The 18156-nt window shown below is 65.6% G+C and carries 17 protein-coding genes and 1 tRNA gene; 2 read left to right on the forward strand and 16 right to left on the reverse strand.

Annotation, left to right across the window (positions count from 1 at the left end; genetic code table 11):
• The first annotated feature begins 50 nt into the window (after positions 1–50).
• Positions 51–896, forward strand: coding sequence for a class I SAM-dependent methyltransferase (locus tag ACPXB3_RS05935; protein WP_425727262.1), 846 nt, complete (start codon positions 51–53; stop codon positions 894–896).
• Between the two features lie 26 nt (positions 897–922).
• On the opposite strand, the gene ACPXB3_RS05940 is transcribed toward ACPXB3_RS05935, so the two are convergent.
• From ACPXB3_RS05940 to ACPXB3_RS06000, 13 genes are all read right to left on the reverse strand, one after another.
• Positions 923–1705 carry an amino acid ABC transporter ATP-binding protein gene (locus tag ACPXB3_RS05940; RefSeq protein WP_425726994.1) on the reverse strand — a complete coding sequence of 261 codons (783 nt, stop codon included), beginning with the start codon at positions 1703–1705 and terminating at the stop codon, positions 923–925.
• Positions 1692–2660, reverse strand: a complete 969-nt coding sequence (locus ACPXB3_RS05945) for an amino acid ABC transporter permease (protein WP_425706662.1) — start codon at positions 2658–2660, stop codon at positions 1692–1694. The genes ACPXB3_RS05940 and ACPXB3_RS05945 overlap by 14 nt, the downstream gene beginning before the upstream one ends.
• 4 nt (positions 2661–2664) lie before the next feature.
• The gene (locus ACPXB3_RS05950; RefSeq protein ID WP_425706663.1) at positions 2665–3600 is read right to left on the reverse strand and encodes an ABC transporter substrate-binding protein; all 936 of its coding nucleotides are present in this window, start codon (positions 3598–3600) and stop codon (positions 2665–2667) included.
• A gap of 135 nt (positions 3601–3735) precedes the next feature.
• The gene (locus ACPXB3_RS05955) at positions 3736–4815 is read right to left on the reverse strand and encodes an isocitrate/isopropylmalate dehydrogenase family protein (RefSeq protein ID WP_425706664.1); all 1080 of its coding nucleotides are present in this window, start codon (positions 4813–4815) and stop codon (positions 3736–3738) included.
• 37 nt (positions 4816–4852) lie between these two features.
• On the reverse strand, positions 4853–5374 hold the full coding sequence (locus tag ACPXB3_RS05960) for a hypothetical protein (RefSeq protein WP_425706665.1): 522 nt from the start codon (positions 5372–5374) through the stop codon (positions 4853–4855).
• 10 nt (positions 5375–5384) lie between these two features.
• Positions 5385–8114: a DNA polymerase I gene (gene polA, locus ACPXB3_RS05965; protein WP_425726996.1), complete on the reverse strand. Its 2730-nt coding sequence runs from the start codon at positions 8112–8114 to the stop codon at positions 5385–5387.
• A gap of 62 nt (positions 8115–8176) precedes the next feature.
• Positions 8177–8743: a GNAT family N-acetyltransferase gene (locus tag ACPXB3_RS05970; protein ID WP_425726998.1), complete on the reverse strand. Its 567-nt coding sequence runs from the start codon at positions 8741–8743 to the stop codon at positions 8177–8179.
• Positions 8744–8781: 38 nt separating this feature from the next.
• Positions 8782–9510 carry an ABC transporter ATP-binding protein gene (locus ACPXB3_RS05975; protein WP_425727264.1) on the reverse strand — a complete coding sequence of 243 codons (729 nt, stop codon included), beginning with the start codon at positions 9508–9510 and terminating at the stop codon, positions 8782–8784.
• Positions 9511–9547: 37 nt separating this feature from the next.
• Positions 9548–10516, reverse strand: coding sequence for an ABC transporter ATP-binding protein (locus tag ACPXB3_RS05980; protein WP_425727000.1), 969 nt, complete (start codon positions 10514–10516; stop codon positions 9548–9550).
• Positions 10513–11721 (reverse strand): branched-chain amino acid ABC transporter permease, encoded by a 1209-nt coding sequence (locus ACPXB3_RS05985; RefSeq protein WP_425727001.1) that lies wholly within the window; start codon positions 11719–11721, stop codon positions 10513–10515. The genes ACPXB3_RS05980 and ACPXB3_RS05985 overlap by 4 nt, the downstream gene beginning before the upstream one ends.
• Positions 11718–12764 carry a branched-chain amino acid ABC transporter permease gene (locus ACPXB3_RS05990; RefSeq protein ID WP_425727002.1) on the reverse strand — a complete coding sequence of 349 codons (1047 nt, stop codon included), beginning with the start codon at positions 12762–12764 and terminating at the stop codon, positions 11718–11720. The genes ACPXB3_RS05985 and ACPXB3_RS05990 overlap by 4 nt, the downstream gene beginning before the upstream one ends.
• 87 nt (positions 12765–12851) lie before the next feature.
• Positions 12852–14075 carry a branched-chain amino acid ABC transporter substrate-binding protein gene (locus ACPXB3_RS05995; RefSeq protein ID WP_425727003.1) on the reverse strand — a complete coding sequence of 408 codons (1224 nt, stop codon included), beginning with the start codon at positions 14073–14075 and terminating at the stop codon, positions 12852–12854.
• A gap of 163 nt (positions 14076–14238) precedes the next feature.
• Positions 14239–14922 (reverse strand): ANTAR domain-containing response regulator, encoded by a 684-nt coding sequence (locus ACPXB3_RS06000; protein WP_425727005.1) that lies wholly within the window; start codon positions 14920–14922, stop codon positions 14239–14241.
• 85 nt (positions 14923–15007) lie between these two features.
• Here ACPXB3_RS06000 and ACPXB3_RS06005 point away from each other — a divergent pair.
• Positions 15008–15084 (forward strand) — tRNA-Leu (locus ACPXB3_RS06005).
• 143 nt (positions 15085–15227) lie between these two features.
• Here the strand turns inward: ACPXB3_RS06005 and ACPXB3_RS06010 are convergent.
• From ACPXB3_RS06010 to ACPXB3_RS06020, 3 genes are read right to left on the reverse strand one after another with little or no spacing between them, the layout of a single operon-like run.
• Complete coding sequence (locus ACPXB3_RS06010) at positions 15228–16025, reverse strand: ABC transporter permease (RefSeq protein ID WP_425727007.1); 798 nt, start codon at positions 16023–16025, stop codon at positions 15228–15230.
• Entirely contained in the window at positions 16003–16953 is a 951-nt protein-coding gene (locus ACPXB3_RS06015; protein ID WP_425727009.1) for a 2-aminoethylphosphonate ABC transporter permease subunit, read from the reverse strand. The genes ACPXB3_RS06010 and ACPXB3_RS06015 overlap by 23 nt, the downstream gene beginning before the upstream one ends.
• Positions 16953–18152, reverse strand: a complete 1200-nt coding sequence (locus tag ACPXB3_RS06020; protein WP_425727011.1) for an ABC transporter ATP-binding protein — start codon at positions 18150–18152, stop codon at positions 16953–16955. The genes ACPXB3_RS06015 and ACPXB3_RS06020 overlap by 1 nt, the downstream gene beginning before the upstream one ends.
• Positions 18153–18156 lie beyond the last annotated feature (4 nt).

Here is an 18156-nt window from a genome sequence, read left to right on the forward strand (position 1 = left end):
CCACGGTGCAGCCGTAGCCGCCCGGCCGCCGGCCGTACGATCACCACGTGGTGGACGAACCGAACAATGCCGACTCCGCCGGATCCGCGCCCCGTCAGCTGGGACCGATCGACTCGATCACCAGTGAACGCGCCAATCGGGCATGGTGGGATGCCGAGACATTCGACTATCACGCCGAGCACGGCGAGTTCCTCGGTACCGCCACACCTGGCGGCGACTTCGTCTGGTGTCCGGAGGATCTACGAGAACGCGACGCTCATCTTCTCGGCGACGTTCGCGGACGTTCGGTGCTGGAGATCGGCTGCGGCTCGGCGCCTTGCGCACGATGGCTCGCGACCCAAGGTGCCGAGGTGGTGGCGATCGATCTCTCGCACCGGATGCTCGGCCACGGGTTGGCGGCGATGGAACTGTTCGACGAGACTCGCGTTCCGCTTGTACAGGCCACGGCCGAGGCGCTCCCTTTTGCCGACGCATCGTTCGACATCGCGTTCTCGTCGTTCGGGGCGGTACCGTTCGTCGCCGATTCGGCCGGAGTGATGGCCGAGGTCACGCGCATCCTGGTACCGGGCGGCCGGTGGGTGTTCTCGGTCAATCATCCCATGCGGTGGATGTTTCCCGATGATCCCGGACCCGACGGCCTGACGGTCGCGATCCCCTATTTCAATCGGACCCCATATTCCGAGGCCGACTCCGACGGCACCATCACCTACGTCGAACACCACCGCACGATCGGCGATCGCGTCCGCGAGATCCGTTCTGCCGGTCTGATACTCGATGACATCGTGGAGCCGGAGTGGCCCGAAGATCTCGATCGCGTCTGGGGGCAGTGGAGTCCCCTTCGCGGACAATACTTTCCGGGCACCGCGATCTTCTGCTGTACCAAACCCGACTGCTGACGCGACGGCCTCGGCGGCGCCGTGGCTCATAGGATCCTGGACAGGAAACTCTGTGTCCGTTCGTGCTGCGGATCCGCGAGAACCTCACGCGGGACGCCTTTTTCGACGACGACCCCGCCATCCATGAACGCAAGTTGATCGGCGACCTCGCGGGCGAACCCCATCTCGTGGGTCACGACCACCATTGTCATTCCCGACGCGGCGAGTCCACGCATCACGCCGAGTACCTCACCGACCAGTTCGGGATCGAGAGCCGATGTCGGTTCGTCGAACAACATCAATTTGGGATCCATCGCAAGCGCCCGCGCGATAGCGACCCGCTGCTGCTGACCGCCCGACAATTGCGCCGGGTAGGTGTCGGCCTTGTCGGCCAGGCCGACACGGTCGAGCAACTCGCGGGCCCGCGCCACCGCCACGTCCTTCTTCTGCTTTTTGACCTGGGTTGGGGCCTCGATCACGTTCTCCAGCGCGGTGCGGTGCGGAAACAGGTTGAAGTGCTGGAACACCATGCCGATGTCGCGACGCTGACGGGCCGCGTCCTTCGCGCTCATCTCGTAGAGTTTGCCGCCCTTCTCCCGGTAGCCGATGAGATCGCCGTCGACGTAGAGTCGGCCGGCGTTGACCACCTCGAGGTGGTTCACACAGCGGAGGAACGTCGACTTACCGGATCCGGACGGCCCGATCAGGCAGAGCACTTCACCCTTGGCGACCTCGAGGCTGATGCCCTTGAGGACTTCCAGCGTGCCGAAGCTCTTGCACACCCGGTCGGCAAGGACCATCGGCCGGTCGGTGCCGTCAGCGCCGCTCATCACTCTCCTCACCCACCACGATCGCGTTGTTCTGTGCGGCGGCCATCGCCTTGAGTTGCCGGCCGGTCAGCTGCCGTGACGCGCCGCGCGAGTAGTGACGCTCGAGGTAGTACTGCCCGACCATCAGCACGCTGGTCGCCACGAGGTACCAGGTCGACGCGACGAGCAATAGCGGAATCGGCTGGAAGTTGACACCCGAGATGTCATGCGCCACACCGTAGAGCTCAAGGCTGAACGGGACCGCCGTGACCAGGCTGGTGGTCTTCAGCATGCTGATGACCTCGTTTCCGGTCGGCGGGATGATGACCCGCATCGCCTGCGGCAGCACGGTGCGCCGCATCGTCTGCGTCCACGACATCCCGAGCGCCACCGACGCCTCGGTCTGCCCCTCACCGACCGATGAGATACCGGCCCGGACGATCTCGGCCATATAGGCCGATTCGTTGAGCGCCAGGCCGATCATCGCGAACGTGAAGGCCGCATTGAGTGACTGGATGTCGAAGTGCGCGAACTGCTGGACGAATGGAATTCCGAGATCGATCTGCTTGTACAGCGACGGAAACAAGCCCCAGAAGACGAGCTGGACGTAGACCGGTGTGCCGCGAAAGATCCACAGATACACCCACGACACCGCCCGGAGCACCGGGTTGGGCGACAGCCGCATGATCGCCAGCAAGACACCGAGCACGATTGCGATCACCATCGACAGCACCGTGAGCGCAAGGGTGTATCCGAGCCCCTTGAGGATTCGGGTGTCGAACAGGTACTTCGCGTACGTCCCCCAGCCGTAGGCGCTGTTGGTCGCGGCGCCGTAGACGAAGAGGAAGACCAGGACGAGCACGATCGCCGCGGCGATCCATTGCCCCGGATGTCGAAGTGGGACGGCCTTGATCGGTGCCGGCTCCGTCGAACTGTCGGAACCGACACCGACCGGGCCGGCGGTCGGTGTGCTCACCCGGTCAGCTGGTCGCGCCGTTGACGACCGCGGTCGGGATGACTCCCGCCCCGACACCCCAGTGGTCGGCGATCGCCTTGGAATGGCCGTTGTCGATGAGGTATTGGACGGCCTTCTGGATCGCCGGCACCAGCGGGGAGCCCTTGGCTATCGGATATCCGTAAGGCGCCGAGTCGAAGACCGCACCGGCGGGCTCGATCTTCCCACCGGCCTGCTTGATCGCGTACGCGGTCACCGGCGAATCGGCGGACATGGCATCGACCCGACCCAGCACCAGGGCATTGGTCGCCTCGGACTGGTCGGTGAACTTGACCTTCTCGATCGCCGGTTTGCCCGCGTCGGTGCACGCCTTGCTCTTGGCCGGGATCTCGTCGGTGTCCTGGATGGTCGTGGCCTGGACCGCAACCTTTTTGCCGCACGCATTGTTCGGGTCGACGCTGCGGCCGGCCTGCTGCGCCCATTGGGTGCCGGCCTGGAAGTACGTCACGAAGTCGACCTGCTGCTGACGTTCCTTGGTGTCGGTGAACGAGGACATCCCGATATTGAAGGTACCGGCCTGTACCGCCGGGATGATCTTGTCGAAGTCGGCCTCCTTGTAGACCGGCGTCAACCCGAGCACCTTCCCGATGGCATTCATGAGGTCGATATCGAACCCGATGATCTGACCGTTGCTGTCCTTGAATTCGTTGGGGGTGTAGGGCACGTTGACGCCGACGATCAGCTGACCGGAGTCCCGGATCGGCGCAGGCAGCAAGGCGGCGATGTCGGCCTGCTTCGCGACGTCGACCGTCGTCGGCCCGATCGCGGCGCTCGAACCGCCACCGGTCGACTCGTTGTCGTTGTTCGAGCAACCGGCCGCCACCAGGGCGGTGACCGCGACCGACAGCATGAACATCCCGGGCAGGCGCCGCAGGCGGCCTATCGATCTGAGATCGCGCATCACAAATCCCTTCGCCCCGATGTCACCTCGGAGCACGTCGGTCGAATCGGGAGCAGGACCGCCCCCTCGCGGTCTGAACATACTTCCTCGGCGGCGCTTTCACCGGGTGGTTACGAGAGATTTACCGTCTGCCGGTTACCGATCGAGGTGGGCGACTATGGATTCCCCGACCTCAGATGTCGTGGCCGTACCGCCGAGGTCCGGTGTGCACACCCCGTCGGCGACTACTGCCGCCACCGCCTCGTCGATTGCGCCGGCGCACCGCACCAACCGATCGTCGTCGTGACGAATCCCCAACCATCGCAATGCCATCGCCGTCGAGGCGACGATCGCGATCGGGTTGGCGATGCCTTGCCCGGCGATGTCGGGCGCGGCACCGTGGGCGGCTTGGGCCATCACCACGGTGTCCGAGCAGTTGATCGAGCCCGCCGTTCCGAGCGAACCCGCCAATTCGCCGGCGAGGTCGGAGAGGATGTCGCCGAAGAGATTCTCGGTGACGATGACGTCGAAGTCTGCCGGACGGCGCACGAGCAGCGCGGCCATCGCGTCGACGTGTTTGTCGTCGACGGTGAGTTCGGGATAACGGCCGGCGACGTCACGACACGCGTCACGGAACAGTCCGGTGGTCAACCGCAGTACGTTCGCCTTGTGGACGATGGTCAGCCGGCCCGACCGCTCGCGGGCCAGTCGGCATGCCTGATGGGCGATGCGTTCGGTGGCCTGGCGTGTGACCACACCAACCGCCAAGGCAAGATCGGGAGTCGGCATGAATTCGCCGGAACCGACCGCCATGTTGCGGTCGGCGTACAAGCCCTCGGAGTTCTCCCGGGCGATCACGACATCGAGATCGGGCGCGAGGGCGTCGACGCCCGGAAAAGCCCGGCACGGGCGGAGATTGGCGTAGAGACCGTACCGTTTGCGGACGATGGCGCCCGGCGCCGGCCCTTCGGCGAAGCGCGCGGGATAGCCGGCGGAGTCGTGCGGTCCGAGGACCCAGATGTCCAGGCCGTCGAGGGCACCCAACGTCTCCTCCGGCACCGGGGTGTCGTGAGAGTCGATCGCGTCGCGGCCGAGAGACAGGGGGAGCCAGTCGAATTCGACCCCGATGCGGGCGGCGGCCGCATCGGCCACCGCCACCGCCACCGGGACGATCTCCGGACCGATGCCGTCGCCGTTCATCACACCGATGGGCAGCGCAGCGTTGGCGTGGTTCATCTGTCGAGCGTATCCGCCGTCGCCGATCGGCCTGATGTCACTCGACGCGCGGTTTGATCAGACACGATCCCTGCGCGAAGCGCGCGCACACGTCAGCCGCCTCGTCGCGGGAGCGGGCCGGGCGGGCCACCACATATCGGCTCGACGATCCGAGCATCTCGCCGGGCAGGATGAGCGATCCGTAGTGCTCGTCGCGGTTGCGCGCGGCCTTGTGATAGCTGTCGAACGCGCCGAACTGTGCGTACCAGACCGTGTCGGCGACCGGCGGTACCGCGCCCGACGTATCGTCGGTACTCGCTTCGGTGGTGCCCGAGTCGGTCGGGTCGTCGGACTCGCTCGGCGTGGTCTGCGACGGGGTCGCCGACTGCGTCGCCGTCGCGGTGACGACCACCGTGGGTGCGCTCGGCGTGGTCGTCTCGCTACTCGAGACCGAATTCCATTGACTGTGAGACAGTTTCAGACCGAGGATGACTGCCGCCACGACGAGCAGGCCGACGACGACACCGACCACCACCGGGATCACCCACGGGGGACGGTTCGGTCGCTGGTCGGGATACACGTATCGGCCTCTAGTGCGCGGCGTCGTCCCACGATCGGCCGTAGCCGATCGACACCTCCAGTGGGACCGACAGTTCGATGGCCCTTCCCATCTCCTCGCGTACCACCGCCTCGACCTTCTCGCGTTCGGAGTCGACCACCTCGACGACGAGTTCGTCGTGGACCTGCAACAGCATCCGCGACTGCAGCGACTCGGCCGCCAAACGCTCGTGCACGTTGATCATGGCCACCTTGATGATGTCGGCGGCGGTGCCCTGAATGGGGGCGTTGAGCGCCATCCGTTCGGCCGACTGGCGTCGCTGCCAGTTGTCGCTGTTGAGGTCGGGCAGGTAGCGGCGCCGGCCGAAGAGTGTGGCGGTGTACTCGTTGCGCCGGGCCGCGGCGACCACGTCCTGTAGATAGTCGCGCACCCCACCGAACCGGGCGAAGTAGGCCTCCATCTGGTCCTTGGCCTCATCGCGACTGATCCGCAACTGCGCGGCGAGACCAAAAGCGCTGAGCCCGTACGCAAGTCCGTAGGACATGGCCTTGACCCGGTGACGCATCTCGGTGGTCACCTCGTCGATCGGCACCCCGAAGGCACGGGAACCGACGAAGTTGTGCAGGTCTTCTCCGGTGTTGAAGGCCTCGATCAGGCCCTCGTCCTCTGACAGGTGCGCCATGATCCGCATCTCGATCTGGCTGTAGTCGGCGGTCATGAGGTCGTCGTAGCCCGCGCCCACGACGAAGCCACGCCGGATCTGCCTCCCCGCGTCGGTCCGGACCGGGATGTTCTGCAGGTTCGGCTCGGTGGACGACAACCGTCCGGTGGCGGCGACGGTCTGGTTGAAGGTGGTGTGGATGCGTCCGTCGTCGGCGACAGACTTCAGCAGCCCGTCGACGGTGACCTTGAGCCGCGTGGCGTCACGATGTTCGAGCAGATGCGCGAGAAACGGGTGGTCGGTCTTCTCATAGAGGGTCTGCAGCGCATCGGCGTCGGTCGTGTACCCGGTTTTGGTCTTCTTGGTCTTGGGCATCTCCAGTTTGTCGAAGAGGACGGTCTGCAGTTGTTTGGGCGACCCGAGATTGATCTGCTCGCCGATGACCTCGTAGGCGGCCTCGGCCGCGGTCCGGATGCGCTCGGAGAATTCCTCTTCCAATGTCCCGAAGTGGTCGACGTCGACAGCGATGCCGGCGGCTTCGAGGTCGGCAAGGACGAACAGCAGCGGCAACTCCATGTCGGTGAGCAACGGCCGGGATTCGATCCGGTCGAGTTCGGTGTCGAGGGTGTCGGCCAGTTCGGCGACCGCACTCGCCTCGAGCATGTGCGTCTCGGCCTGCTGAGCGAGCCCACCATCCTCGTCGAGCAGTGAGAGTTGGTCGTTGCCCGCTCCGTCATCGGCGCGCAGTTCGCGGCGCAGATACCGCAGCGCGAGGTCGTCGAGATTGAACGACCGTTGCCCCGGCCGCACGAGATATGCGGCGAGGGCGGTGTCGCTGGTGACACCGCGCAATGTCCAGTGCCGCGACCGTAGCGCGTGAATCGCCCACTTGGTCTCGTGAAGCGCTTTCGGCTTGCTCGCGTCGGCCAGCCACCGGCCGATCTCCTGCTCGTCGGCGGGGTCGAGTTGGGTGATGTCGACGTACGCCGACACACCGTCGGCCCCGGCAAGCGCGATGCCGGTGACGTCGGCGCCGACGACGGTGTGGGGTGCGCTGACCGTCAGACCTGTCCGGCCGGTCTGGGCATGCGCGGTCAGCCATGACCCGACCTCGCCGGGCGCCAGGACAGAGCCGACGAGGTCGAAGCCGGATTCGGCCTCGGGCTCGACCGAGCTGAGGGTGGAGAACAATCGATCGCGCAGTACCCGGAACTCGAGGTCGTCGAACAGCCGATGAATCCGGTCACGGTCCCAGCCCACCAGTGCCAGGTCGTTGGGCCCGGCGGGCAACTGCATGTCCCGGATCAGTTCGGTCAGTTGCCGATTGGTCTGCACCGAGGCCAGGTTGGCGCGCAGCGCATCACCGACCTTGCCCTTGACCTCGTCGACGTGATCGACCAACGCCGCCAGCGATCCGTACTCGCGAATCCACTTCGATGCCGTCTTCTCCCCGACTCCGGGGATGCCCGGCAGGTTGTCGCTCGGGTCGCCACGTAGTGCTGCGTAGTCGGGGTACTGCGTCGGGGTGAGCCCGTACTTCTTCTCGACCTCTTCGGGGGTGAAGCGCGTGAGATCCGACACCCCTTTACGGGGGTAGAGGACGGTCACCGCATCGTCGACCAGCTGCAGCGAATCGCGGTCACCGGTCACGACGAGCACCTTGAATCCCTGCGCCTCGGCCTGGGTGGCCAGCGTCGCGATGATGTCGTCGGCCTCGTACCCCTCGATCGCCATCACCTGGATGCCGAGCGCGTCGAGCACCTCCTTGGTGACGTCGACCTGCCCGTTGAACTCATCCGGCGACTTCGACCGCTGCGCCTTGTACTCCGGAAACATCTCCGAGCGGAAGGTCTTGCGCGATACGTCGAACGCCGCCGCTATATGCGTGGGCTCCTCGTCGCGCAGCAGGTTGATGAGCATCGAGGTGAAGCCATAGACCGCGTTGGTGTGCTGACCCGTCTCGGTCTGGAAGTTCTCCGCCGGCAACGCGAAGAACGCCCGGTACGCCAGGGAATGTCCGTCGAGGAGCATCAGCGTCGGCTGGGTGGATTTCGGCTTGGTCTTGCCTCGGGTGGCGGTCGAACTCTGTGCGGGACTCACCCCAGCGAGTCTAGTGATGCCCTCCGACACCGACGACACCCCGCACAGGTGTGCCGGAGGCCTCAAGCCCCGCGGTACATGGGCCACATCGAGGGCCCGTTCGGCAAACGCACCTCCTGCACCACCTCGAACCCGAAGCGCTCGTAGAGCGGGATGTTCGCCTCGTTCGAACTCTCCAGATACGCCGGTCCCTGCACTCGCGCCAAGCCTGCCTCGAGCAGAGCAGTGCCGACGCCGACTCCCTTCTCGACGGCGCCGAGCTGCGCGAGATACCAATGCGGCTCTTTCGGCTGCAACTTCGAGAAGGTGTCCTCAAGATATTTGCCCCGCCAGATACCGGTGCGCAGCGCCCGCACGAAACCCGGGATCGCCCGGAGTTGGTTTGTCCGCGACACCCGGTGTCCCGGCGGATCCCACACCGCGATCCCGGCGAACCCACCGTCACGCAGGGCAAGGTCCTGCGCTACCTCGCTGTGGTGGGCCCACCGGACCAGGGTGCCGAACATCAGCGCGTCGCCCCGTGGGTCGGGTGCAACCCACCGCGTCACCGGGTCTTCGGCAAATGTCTGCGCCAGAAGGGAACTGACGACATCAAGATCGCGAGTGGGAACGATGGTGGTCTCGACCATCTCCCGAGTCTACGCACCGCGCGTATGCGCCCCGCGGCTCACGCGACGCCCAGGTAGGCCTCCCGCACCGCGTCGTCGACGAGGAGATCCTTGCCGAGGCCCTCCTTGGTGATCGATCCGGTTTCCAGAATGTACCCACGATCGGAGCGACTCAGTGCCTGCTGGGCATTCTGCTCGACGAGCAGGATGGTGGTGCCCTCGGCGTTGATCTGCGCGATGATCCGGAAGATCTGCTGGATCACCATGGGCGCCAAACCCATCGATGGCTCGTCGAGGAGAAGGAGCTTCGGCCGGGCCATCAGCGCCCGGCCGATGGCCAGCATCTGCTGTTCACCACCGGACATGGTGCCGCCGAACTGTTTACGCCGCTCACCAAGCCGCGGGAACACCTCGAAGACATGCTCGATTGCCGCATTGTAGGCTGCTTTCTTCTCGAATTTCCTTCCGTAGCAGCCCATGTCGAGATTTTCCAGGACCGTCATCCCGGGGAAGATCCGGCGGCCCTCGGGAACCTGGACGATTCCGCGGCCCACCCGCTCGTGCGGCGCAAGCCGGGTGATCGACTCGCCGTTGAAGCGGATGTCGCCCGAGGTGAGCTTGTTCAATCCCGAGATGCCGCGCATCGTCGTGGATTTGCCTGCTCCGTTGGCGCCGAGCAGAGTCACCAGTTCGCCGCGGCCGACGCTCAGCGAGATGCCATGCAGCGCGCGGATGCGCCCATAGTGGATGACGACATCGATCAGCTCGAGTACCGGCTCGTCTGGCATGGCTTGATCGGCCGGCGTCGCTTCGGGCGTCTTCTTCTCACGCGATTTCTTCATCGGGGACTCCCAGGTAGGCGGCGATGACCGCCGGATTGTCACGGACCTCGCGCGGGGACCCGTCGGCGATCTTGCGCCCGAACTCGAGTACCACGATCCGGTCGGTCACCCCCATGACCAGCCGCATGTCGTGTTCGATCAGCAGGACCGTGTAGCCGTCGTCGCGGATCTTCTCGATCAGCCCCATGAGCGCGGTCTTCTCGCTGGGATTGAATCCCGCTGCGGGCTCGTCGAGACACAGTAGTTTGGGCTCGGTGGCCAGCGCGCGGGCGATCTCGAGGCGCCGCTGGTCGCCATAAGGCAAATTGGACGCCTTCTCCGCGGCACGCGGCCCGATTCCGACGAATTCCAGCAACGCCATCCCCCGGTCGACGGCGTCGCGTTCTTCGCGGTAGTGCCGCGGGGTCCGGAAGATCCCGCCCACCACCGACGTCTTGTGTCGTGCGTCGGTGCCCACACACACGTTCTCCAGCGCGGTCATCTCGCCCCACAGGCGCACGTTCTGGAATGTGCGCGCGATCCCCCGCCGGGTGATCTTGTGCTGCTTGAGTTTTCCCAGCGGCGCGTTGTCGAAAGTCACCGTTCCCCGCGTCGGGCGGTAGACCCCGGTGATCGCGTTGAAACACGTGGTCTTGCCGGCACCGTTGGGCCCGATGAGTCCGAGTATCTCGCCGCGCCTGATCTCGAAGCTGACGTCGTCGAGGGCGGCGAGCCCACCGAACTCCACGGTGAGACCCTCGACCCGCAGCAGCGCCTCACCCTCATCCACCGCGATGTCACGTTGCGGTGCAACGGCTTCGGCGACCGCAGCGGGATCGGCGAGATCGGGGTCGACGTCGGCCGGATTGACCACCGTGGTTGCCTCGGCATCTGCGTGGACCTCGGCGATTTGTTCGGTGAGATCGGGTGTCGCGTCCCGGCCGGCCGGTTCGTCGGGAAGGTGATGACTCATGCCGGCACCTCCTCGGCCTCGGGCGGCGCCGGTTTCGGGTTGCGCCGCACCGCGGCATACACCTGCCGCCCGAACGTGATCAGCCGTGCCCGCGCCGGGAAGAGGCCCTGCGGGCGGAAGATCATGAGCACGACCAGCGCGACGCCGAAGAACAGATATTTGTAATCGCTGAGTTCCTGGCCGCCGACATGGATGCCTTGCACCCGCGCCGGCAGATAGACCACGATGAACGCGCCGGCAATCACCCCGAGCTTGTTGCCCTGACCGCCCAGCACCACGGCACACAGGAACAGCATCGAGTTGATGACGGTGAACCCCGTCGGGTCGACGAACCCGACCTGGCCGGCGTAGACCGCCCCCGACAGTCCGCCGATACCGGCACCGATGACGAATGCCCACAGCTTGTACTTGAACGTCGGCACGCCCATGATCTCCGCGGCGTCCTCGTCCTCGCGGATCGCCACCCAGGATCGGCCGACCCGGCTGCGCTCGAGGTTGCCGATGACGATGAGCACCAGGATCACCGCGACTATGCCCAGCCAGTACCACCACACGCCGAAGTTGAGTGTCGAGGAGTTGTTCCCGGCGGAGAAGACACCGCTGGGGTTGTCGGCCGAACGGCCCAACTCCGGGTAGAGCACTCCTTGTAGACCCGTCGCGCCATTGGTGACGTCGGTGAGGTTCTCGGCGAGCAGCCGCACGATCTCGCCGAAGCCGAGGGTGACGATCGCGAGATAGTCGCCGCGGACCCGCAGCGTCGGCGTGCCCAGGATGAGACCGGTGATCCCGGTGACGATGATGGCGAGCGGCACACACGCCAACCAGGCCCACGGACCGGAGAAGAACCCGTGATCGGCGCTGTTCCACAACGGACTCGCCGGGCTGGTCATCAGGGCCACCGTGTAGGCGCCGACTGCGTAGAAGCCGACATATCCGAGGTCGAGGAGCCCGGTCTGGCCGACGACCACGTTGAGGCCGACCGCGATCAGGGCGGTCATGGCGAATGTCGCCATCACGACGCCGAAATTGGTGGCCGTTGTCGTGATCAACGGCGGATTGATGACCGGCACCAGAGCCACCAGGATGATCAGCGGTGCGCCGACCAGCCATTGCGCCACGCGCGGCAGCCCCGCCCACCAGCCGCGGATGGCATCGCCGACGCCGTGGCGTTCGGGTGTTGTCGCCTCAGTGGATCCCGTCGTCATACTCTCGCCTTCCCGAGCTTCTCCCCCAGAATGCCTGTCGGACGGAACATCAGCACCAGGATCAGCAGAGCGAATGCCACGACGTCCTTCCACTGGTTTCCCAGCAGCACCGACCCGTAGTTCTCCATCACTCCCAACAGCAGCCCGCCGAGCACGGCGCCGCGGACATTACCGATCCCGCCGAGCACCGCGGCGCAGAACGCCTTGATACCCAGGATGAAGCCGCCGTTGAAGATGATCCCGTTCGGCACGCGCAAGGTGTAGAGCAGCGCTGCCGCACCCGCGAGCAGACCGCCGATGAGGAAGGTGACCAGGATGATTCGCTCCCGGGACACCCCCATGAGCAGTGCGGCATCGGGGTCCTGGGCCACCGAGCGAATTCCTCGTCCGAGCCTCGTCCGGTTGATCAACAAATCCGTCCCGAGCCCGAGCACGATGGCCGAGAGGACGATCACCATCGTCAGGTTGGTGACCGGTGCCCCGAAGATCGTGAACTCCTCGACGGGCTGGGCCAGCCTGATGGTCGGCTGCGCCGACGAGCCGCCGAGGGGCGGATTCACCGGCACCTTCGGCAGCACGTAATGCACGAACTCCTGCAGAACGAACGACATACCGATCGCAGTGATGAGGAATGCGAGCGGTTTGGCATTGCGCTTACGCAACGGGCGATAAGCGACGAACTCCAGCCCCACGGCCGCACCGCCGCCCACGACCATCCCGAACAGTCCCGCGCCGACCAGATAGACGACGGTCATCAACGTGCCCTCGGCGTAGGTGTTGCCCGACGGGCTGAATCCCATGAGGAGCAAGCCGATATACGTGCCGAACATGCCGAGCATGAACACTTCCGAGTGCGCGAAGTTGATCAGCCGCAGAACGCCGTAAACCAGTGTGTAGCCAACTGCGACAAGCGCATACACCGAGCCGTAGGTCAGCCCCTCGATGGTGAGTCCCCAGAACCCATGCACCAGCGAGTGGACGTCGAATCCGATGGTCGATGCCACCGTGCTTGTCGTCTCGGCCACCAGATATGTGGTGGTCATTACTCCCCTTCAAGGATTGATCTCACAACACTCAGTGCGCCCGGGCGCTTATCGCGCCACGGGCGCACCAGGCGATGGAAACGGTGCTTACTTGACCTGGTACATCCAGATCAGCGATGTCGAGAGCTCACCCTTCGGAGTCCACGAATACTGTCGGGCGAGGCCGGCGCCGTGGTACTGCGAGATGTACTGCAGCAGCTTCGGGCGGGTGGTGTTGCCTGCTTCGATGCCCTTCATCATGATCGACGCGATGTCGTAGGCCTCAACGGAATACACGCCGGGCGCCTGATTGAACGCCGTCTTGTATTGGGTCGCGAACTGCGACGGCGCCGGGCCGCACGGGCAGGACAGGTACGCGCCCATGGCGGAGTCGCCGGCCTGCGCGGTGAACTGCGGATCGTTGGAACCATCACCGGACACGAAGACCACATTCGGATCTGCCGACTTCAGCTGCTGCGCCAGTGGTGCGGCCTCTGAATAGTAGCCCGCGTAGAACAGCGCGTCGGGTTGTGCCGCAGAGACTTTGGACAGCACCGCCGAGAAGTCGCGCTCACCCTTCTTGACGTCACCCGAGCAATCGGCGTCGGCGTTGGAGCCCAGGGCGGCGGTCACCGCACTGGCGAGTCCGGCACCGTAGTCGGTGTCGTCCTTGATCACGCACACCTTCTTCTTGCCGAGCTTCTTGGTCAGGTAGTTGGCGACGGAGGGGCCTTGCACGTCGTCGTTGGCCAGTCCGCGGAAGAAGGTCTTCCAGCCGTTGTTGGTCAGGGTCGGATTGGTCGCCGACGCAGTCACCGAGACCAGACCGGCCTGGTTGAAGATGCCGCCGGTGGCCTTGGTCTCGCCGGAGAACGCGGGGCCGATGAGTCCGACGATGGAGCTGTCGTTGACGATCTGCGGGGCGACCTGGGTGGCCTTCTGCGGAGCGCCTTCGGTGTCAAAGGTCTTCAGGGTGATGGTGCAGTTGGGATTGGCCTTGTTGTGCTGGTCGACGGCCAGCTGTGCGCCGTCCTTGATGTTGATGCCCAGCGCCGCGTCGGCACCGGTCAGTGCGCCGGCCGTCGCGATCGTCGCCGGTGCGCAGGTCTGGCCGCCGGGCTGAGCCGGGTTGAGCGCGTTGGCCTCTGCGACCGCCGGCTGTTCTTGCCCCTCCGTGTTGATCTGCGTGACGGGTGAGATCGTCAAGCCCGAGTTTGCCGCGCCGCTGGATTCTCCCGACCCGGAGTCCGTGGATTTATTGCTACACGCCGACACTGCGAGCATTCCCGCCAATATCACCGCGATGGCTGCGGTCGCCATTCGACGTCGCATTCTGGTTGCCTCTCATCCGCCCGCCCGGCGACTGCCGGGAGGCCTACCCCGTAGACCTGAGAGGAAACATAGACCCGAAGGCCGTCTCGTGCGACGCATCTCGCCGAAATCGTGCAGCTCACCTCTGACGTTGTTTCAGAGATTTAACGAACGACCCGCGACATCACTCCTGCGGACCCAAAGTTTCCACCACGACCTGCGCGACCACCTTCATCGTGGTACGGCGATCCATGGCCGCCCGTTGAATCCACTTGAACGCCTCGGGTTCCGAGAGCGACTGCTTCTCCATCAGCAGCCCTTTGGCCCGCTCGACGAGTTTGCGGGTCTCGAGCCTCTCGGCCATCGAGGCCACTTCCTTCTCGAGTTGGCGCAGTTCCTGATAGCGGCTCACCGCCACCTCGATCGCGGGCACCAGGTCGGCCTTGGTGAACGGCTTCACGAGATACGCCATCGCGCCTGCCTCACGCGCCTTGTCGATGAAGTCACGCTGACTGAACGCCGTCAGCATCACCACCGGCGCCAGACGTTTGCTCGCGATCTCGGCGGCTGCATCGATCCCGTCTCGGACCGGCATCTTGATGTCCATGATCACCAGATCCGGGGTGAGCTGTTCGGTGAGGTCGACCGCCGCCTGGCCGTTGGGTGCCTCACCGACGACGTCGTAGCCTTCCTCGCGCAGCATCTCGATGAGGTCCATCCGGATCAGCGAGTCGTCCTCGGCCACGAGCACCCGGTGGCCCGTCTGCTGTTGGTCCGACGTTGCCGGAGCACTGTCAACCACGGTCACATCCCCTCCTCCACCTCGAGCGAAAGACCTGCGTGAAACCCCAGGCCACACCCGCCGCATACGACCGGCGATGTCGGAAGCGTACCGGTTGGCCCGCCCGCCGTCCGATCATCTAGACTTGGCTGCCGCGGCTACCGCAGCGCATGCCCTCGTAGCCCAATTGGCAGAGGCAACGGATTCAAAACCCGTCCAGTGTGAGTTCGAGTCTCACCGAGGGCACCACGACGCGGCCGACGAAGCCGCATGTCACTGCGGCGTCCGGACAGATCGGCCCTCCCCGGACAATCGTGCAGCCCGCCCGTTTGTCGGTGTCGACGAGTCGCGCCGGCGAGGCCGCTCGAAGACGTGACTCAGGAGTGCGTGGTTCAGCGCAACGCCGCACGACCCCGGATGCGGCCGAGTACCAGCAATGCGAGCATCGTCACCACAAGCAGTGTTGTGGTGCAGGCGGCGGCGGAGAACACCTCTCCGCGGTCGGAGAGCCCAAAGATGGTCACCGGCAGCGTCTTCCAGGTGGCTGGATAGACCATGACGGTCGCACCGAGCTCACCCATCGACAGGGCGACCGCGAGCCCGGCGGCCGCACCGAGTGCCGGCAACAGTAAAGGCAGGGTCACCGTGCGCAACACGCGGATGCTTCCCGCGCCGAGTGATTCGGCGGCCTGGGCGTATGCGGGATCGAGTCGTTCGAGCGCGGCGCCGACCGTGCTGAACGCGAACGCCATGACCAGCACCGTGTGTGCGACCACGACGACCCACTTCGTTCCGCCGAGCAGCAACGGGCGCGAGTTGAAGGCGATGAGGAGACCGAGGCCGATGGCGACCGACGGGATCGCAATGGGGATATGGAACACCACGTCGACGATTCGGCGCACCGGCCCCGGTGCCTGTTTCGCCGTCAGTGCGGCCCAGGTGCCCAGCACCAGCGCGAACGCCCCGGCGATCAGCGCAGTCTGGAGACTGACCGACAGGCTTGCGAGGTTGTCGCCCGAGAGGGCCTGGCCGAATCGTGCCAAGCCGAGATCACCCGGAAGCGGGCCGGTCCAGGACCCGGCGAAGCCCGCGAGCACCACTGTCGCGATCGGTGCGACGAAGACGACGAACACCACGATCGCGAAGATCGTCCACACTGCGATCCGGCTACGCCGCGTCCATAGCAGCATTGCTGTCCTCCTTGTGGCCGGTCCGAGCATGGCTGCCGCCCGATGACGACGGCCACGCAGAACGGTTGATCAACCGGGCGAAGATCATCCGGTAGATGCCGTAGAGCCCCAGTGAGAGGGCGATTTGAACGGTTGCGATCACCGTCGCGCCCGCGAGATCGAACGTGACGATGCCCCGGGTATAGATGAGGACCGGCAGGGTCACGACACCCTTCGCGCCGGTGAACAGCACGATGCCGAATTCGTTCAGCGTCAGAAGCAGCACGAGGCTGCCGCCGGCCATCATTGCCGGTGCGGCCTCCGGCAGGACCACGGTGCGCAGGACCCGCCATGGCGAGGCGCCGAGGCCGGCCGCGACGTCGAGCTGATCGCGCGACATCGACGCAAAGCCCGCGAGCATCGGGCGCACCACGAACGGTGTGTAAAAGGTGATCTCGGCGGCGATCACGCCCCACGGCGTGTTGAGGAAGTTGAGCGGACGCCCGCCGCCCAGTTGGGAAATGGCGGCGTTGACCGCGCCCGCACTTCCGTAGAGGAAGGTGAACGCGAGCGTGATCAGAAACGACGGCAACGCGAGAACGGTGTCGATCGTCCTTGCGACGACGGTGGATCCGCGGAACGGTACGAACGCCAGCACGACCGAGAGGAAGCCGCCGAGGATCAGGCACCCGGCGGTCGAGGCGACCGCGATCTTCGCGGTCGTGATGAGCGCGGTGCGGAACAGTTCGCTGCCGAGCACCCCGCTCCAACTGCTGGTACCGGTGCCGCCGGCAGAGCCCGCGAGAACCCGGACCAACGGGTAGATCGCGATCACCGCGACCACGATGACGGGTGGCAACGACCACAGGATCGACGGAAGCGACGACCGGTTGCTGTTCGGTTCCCCGCTCGCAGCGGATCTTTGGGGCAACGAGAGAGTGCTCGTCATCAGGGTGCCTCGCCGGCGGGATCGACGAGGACTCCCGCGTGTTCGGGAACGTGGGCCCCGACGACGGTGCCGATCGCGTGGTCCGAACGCCCGGGCACGTCTGCCTCGATCAGCTGATCGGGAAGCCCGTCGATCGCCAGCGACAACCGGGTCACCGACCCACGCCACACCACCGAGCGCACCACCGCCCGCATGGTTCCCGTGACGCCGACATCGCGGACCGCCACGTCGTGGGGCCGGATACACACCAGCGCCGAGGCTCCGGGTGTCCACCGTCCGGCGGGCTCGGGTGCGACGACGGTGAGCATCCGCTCGCCCGCGGACACCAGTGCGATACGGCCGGAGACCCGACCGACCGTCACGGGGACGAGATTCGCGCCACCGAGGAACGACGCGGTGAAACGCGACGGCGGTCGGGTCCACAATGCCTGCGCGGTGTCGACATCGACCAGCCGGCCCTCGCGCATCACCACGACCCGGTCGGCCAGCGCTAGCGCCTCGGACTGGTCATGCGTCACGTAGAGCATGGTGGTGTCGGGCAACGCATCTCGGAGACCCTGCAGCTCGGTCACCATCGACTGCCGCAATTGCGCGTCGAGTGCGGCCAGCGGTTCGTCGAGTAACAGGACGTCCGGCCGGATCGCCAATGCACGCGCGATCGCGACGCGCTGCTGCTGTCCGCCGGAGAGTTCTCGCGGCAACCGGTCGGCATAAGCAGCCATGCTCACCATCGACAGCGCCTCTGACACGCGGGCGGCGGTGTCGGCCTTGCGCATCCGGCGGGCCTTGAGGCCGTAGGCGACATTGTCACGAACCCGCATGTGCGGGAACAACGCGTATGACTGCACCACCACGCCGATACCGCGCTTTGCCGGCGGCAGGTCGGTGATGTCACGTCCGGAAAGCCGGACGCGTCCAGACGTCGGCCGGACGAACCCGGCGAGCACCTTCAGCGCGGTCGATTTGCCCGAGCCGCTGGGGCCCAGGAGCGCGACGGTCTCACCACGCACCACACGCAGACTGAAGTCGACGAGCGCGTCGGTGGCATTCTTCCCGCGTCCGTGGCGAACTCCGATGCGCTCCAAAGAGACCGCCGGTTGTTCGATGACGGATTGCTGCAAGCGTCCCGCATCATCGGATGCTCCACCGTCTGGTTCCCGGGCGTCGGTCCGCCCGGTCGACGTTCTGGATTCAGTCATGTCG

It is taken from the genome of Gordonia sp. DT219, from assembly GCF_049847065.1.
Lineage (GTDB): Bacteria > Actinomycetota > Actinomycetes > Mycobacteriales > Mycobacteriaceae > Gordonia.

Bases quoted from the DNA above. Each gene is read 5' to 3' on its own strand.
- ACPXB3_RS05940 (WP_425726994.1), bottom strand. From the start codon at position 1,705: ATGAGCGGCGCTGACGGCACCGACCGGCCGATGGTCCTTGCCGACCGG.
- ACPXB3_RS05950 (WP_425706663.1), bottom strand. From the start codon at position 3,600: ATGCGCGATCTCAGATCGATAGGCCGCCTGCGGCGCCTGCCCGGGATG.
- ACPXB3_RS05955 (WP_425706664.1), bottom strand. From the start codon at position 4,815: ATGAACCACGCCAACGCTGCGCTGCCCATCGGTGTGATGAACGGCGAC.
- ACPXB3_RS05970 (WP_425726998.1), bottom strand. From the start codon at position 8,743: ATGGTCGAGACCACCATCGTTCCCACTCGCGATCTTGATGTCGTCAGT.
- ACPXB3_RS05975 (WP_425727264.1), bottom strand. From the start codon at position 9,510: ATGCCAGACGAGCCGGTACTCGAGCTGATCGATGTCGTCATCCACTAT.
- ACPXB3_RS05980 (WP_425727000.1), bottom strand. From the start codon at position 10,516: ATGAGTCATCACCTTCCCGACGAACCGGCCGGCCGGGACGCGACACCC.
- ACPXB3_RS05985 (WP_425727001.1), bottom strand. From the start codon at position 11,721: ATGACGACGGGATCCACTGAGGCGACAACACCCGAACGCCACGGCGTC.
- ACPXB3_RS05990 (WP_425727002.1), bottom strand. From the start codon at position 12,764: ATGACCACCACATATCTGGTGGCCGAGACGACAAGCACGGTGGCATCG.
- ACPXB3_RS05995 (WP_425727003.1), bottom strand. From the start codon at position 14,075: ATGCGACGTCGAATGGCGACCGCAGCCATCGCGGTGATATTGGCGGGA.
- ACPXB3_RS06000 (WP_425727005.1), bottom strand. From the start codon at position 14,922: ATGCGGCGGGTGTGGCCTGGGGTTTCACGCAGGTCTTTCGCTCGAGGT.
- ACPXB3_RS06010 (WP_425727007.1), bottom strand. From the start codon at position 16,025: ATGCTGCTATGGACGCGGCGTAGCCGGATCGCAGTGTGGACGATCTTC.
- ACPXB3_RS06015 (WP_425727009.1), bottom strand. From the start codon at position 16,953: ATGACGAGCACTCTCTCGTTGCCCCAAAGATCCGCTGCGAGCGGGGAA.
- ACPXB3_RS06020 (WP_425727011.1), bottom strand. From the start codon at position 18,152: ATGACTGAATCCAGAACGTCGACCGGGCGGACCGACGCCCGGGAACCA.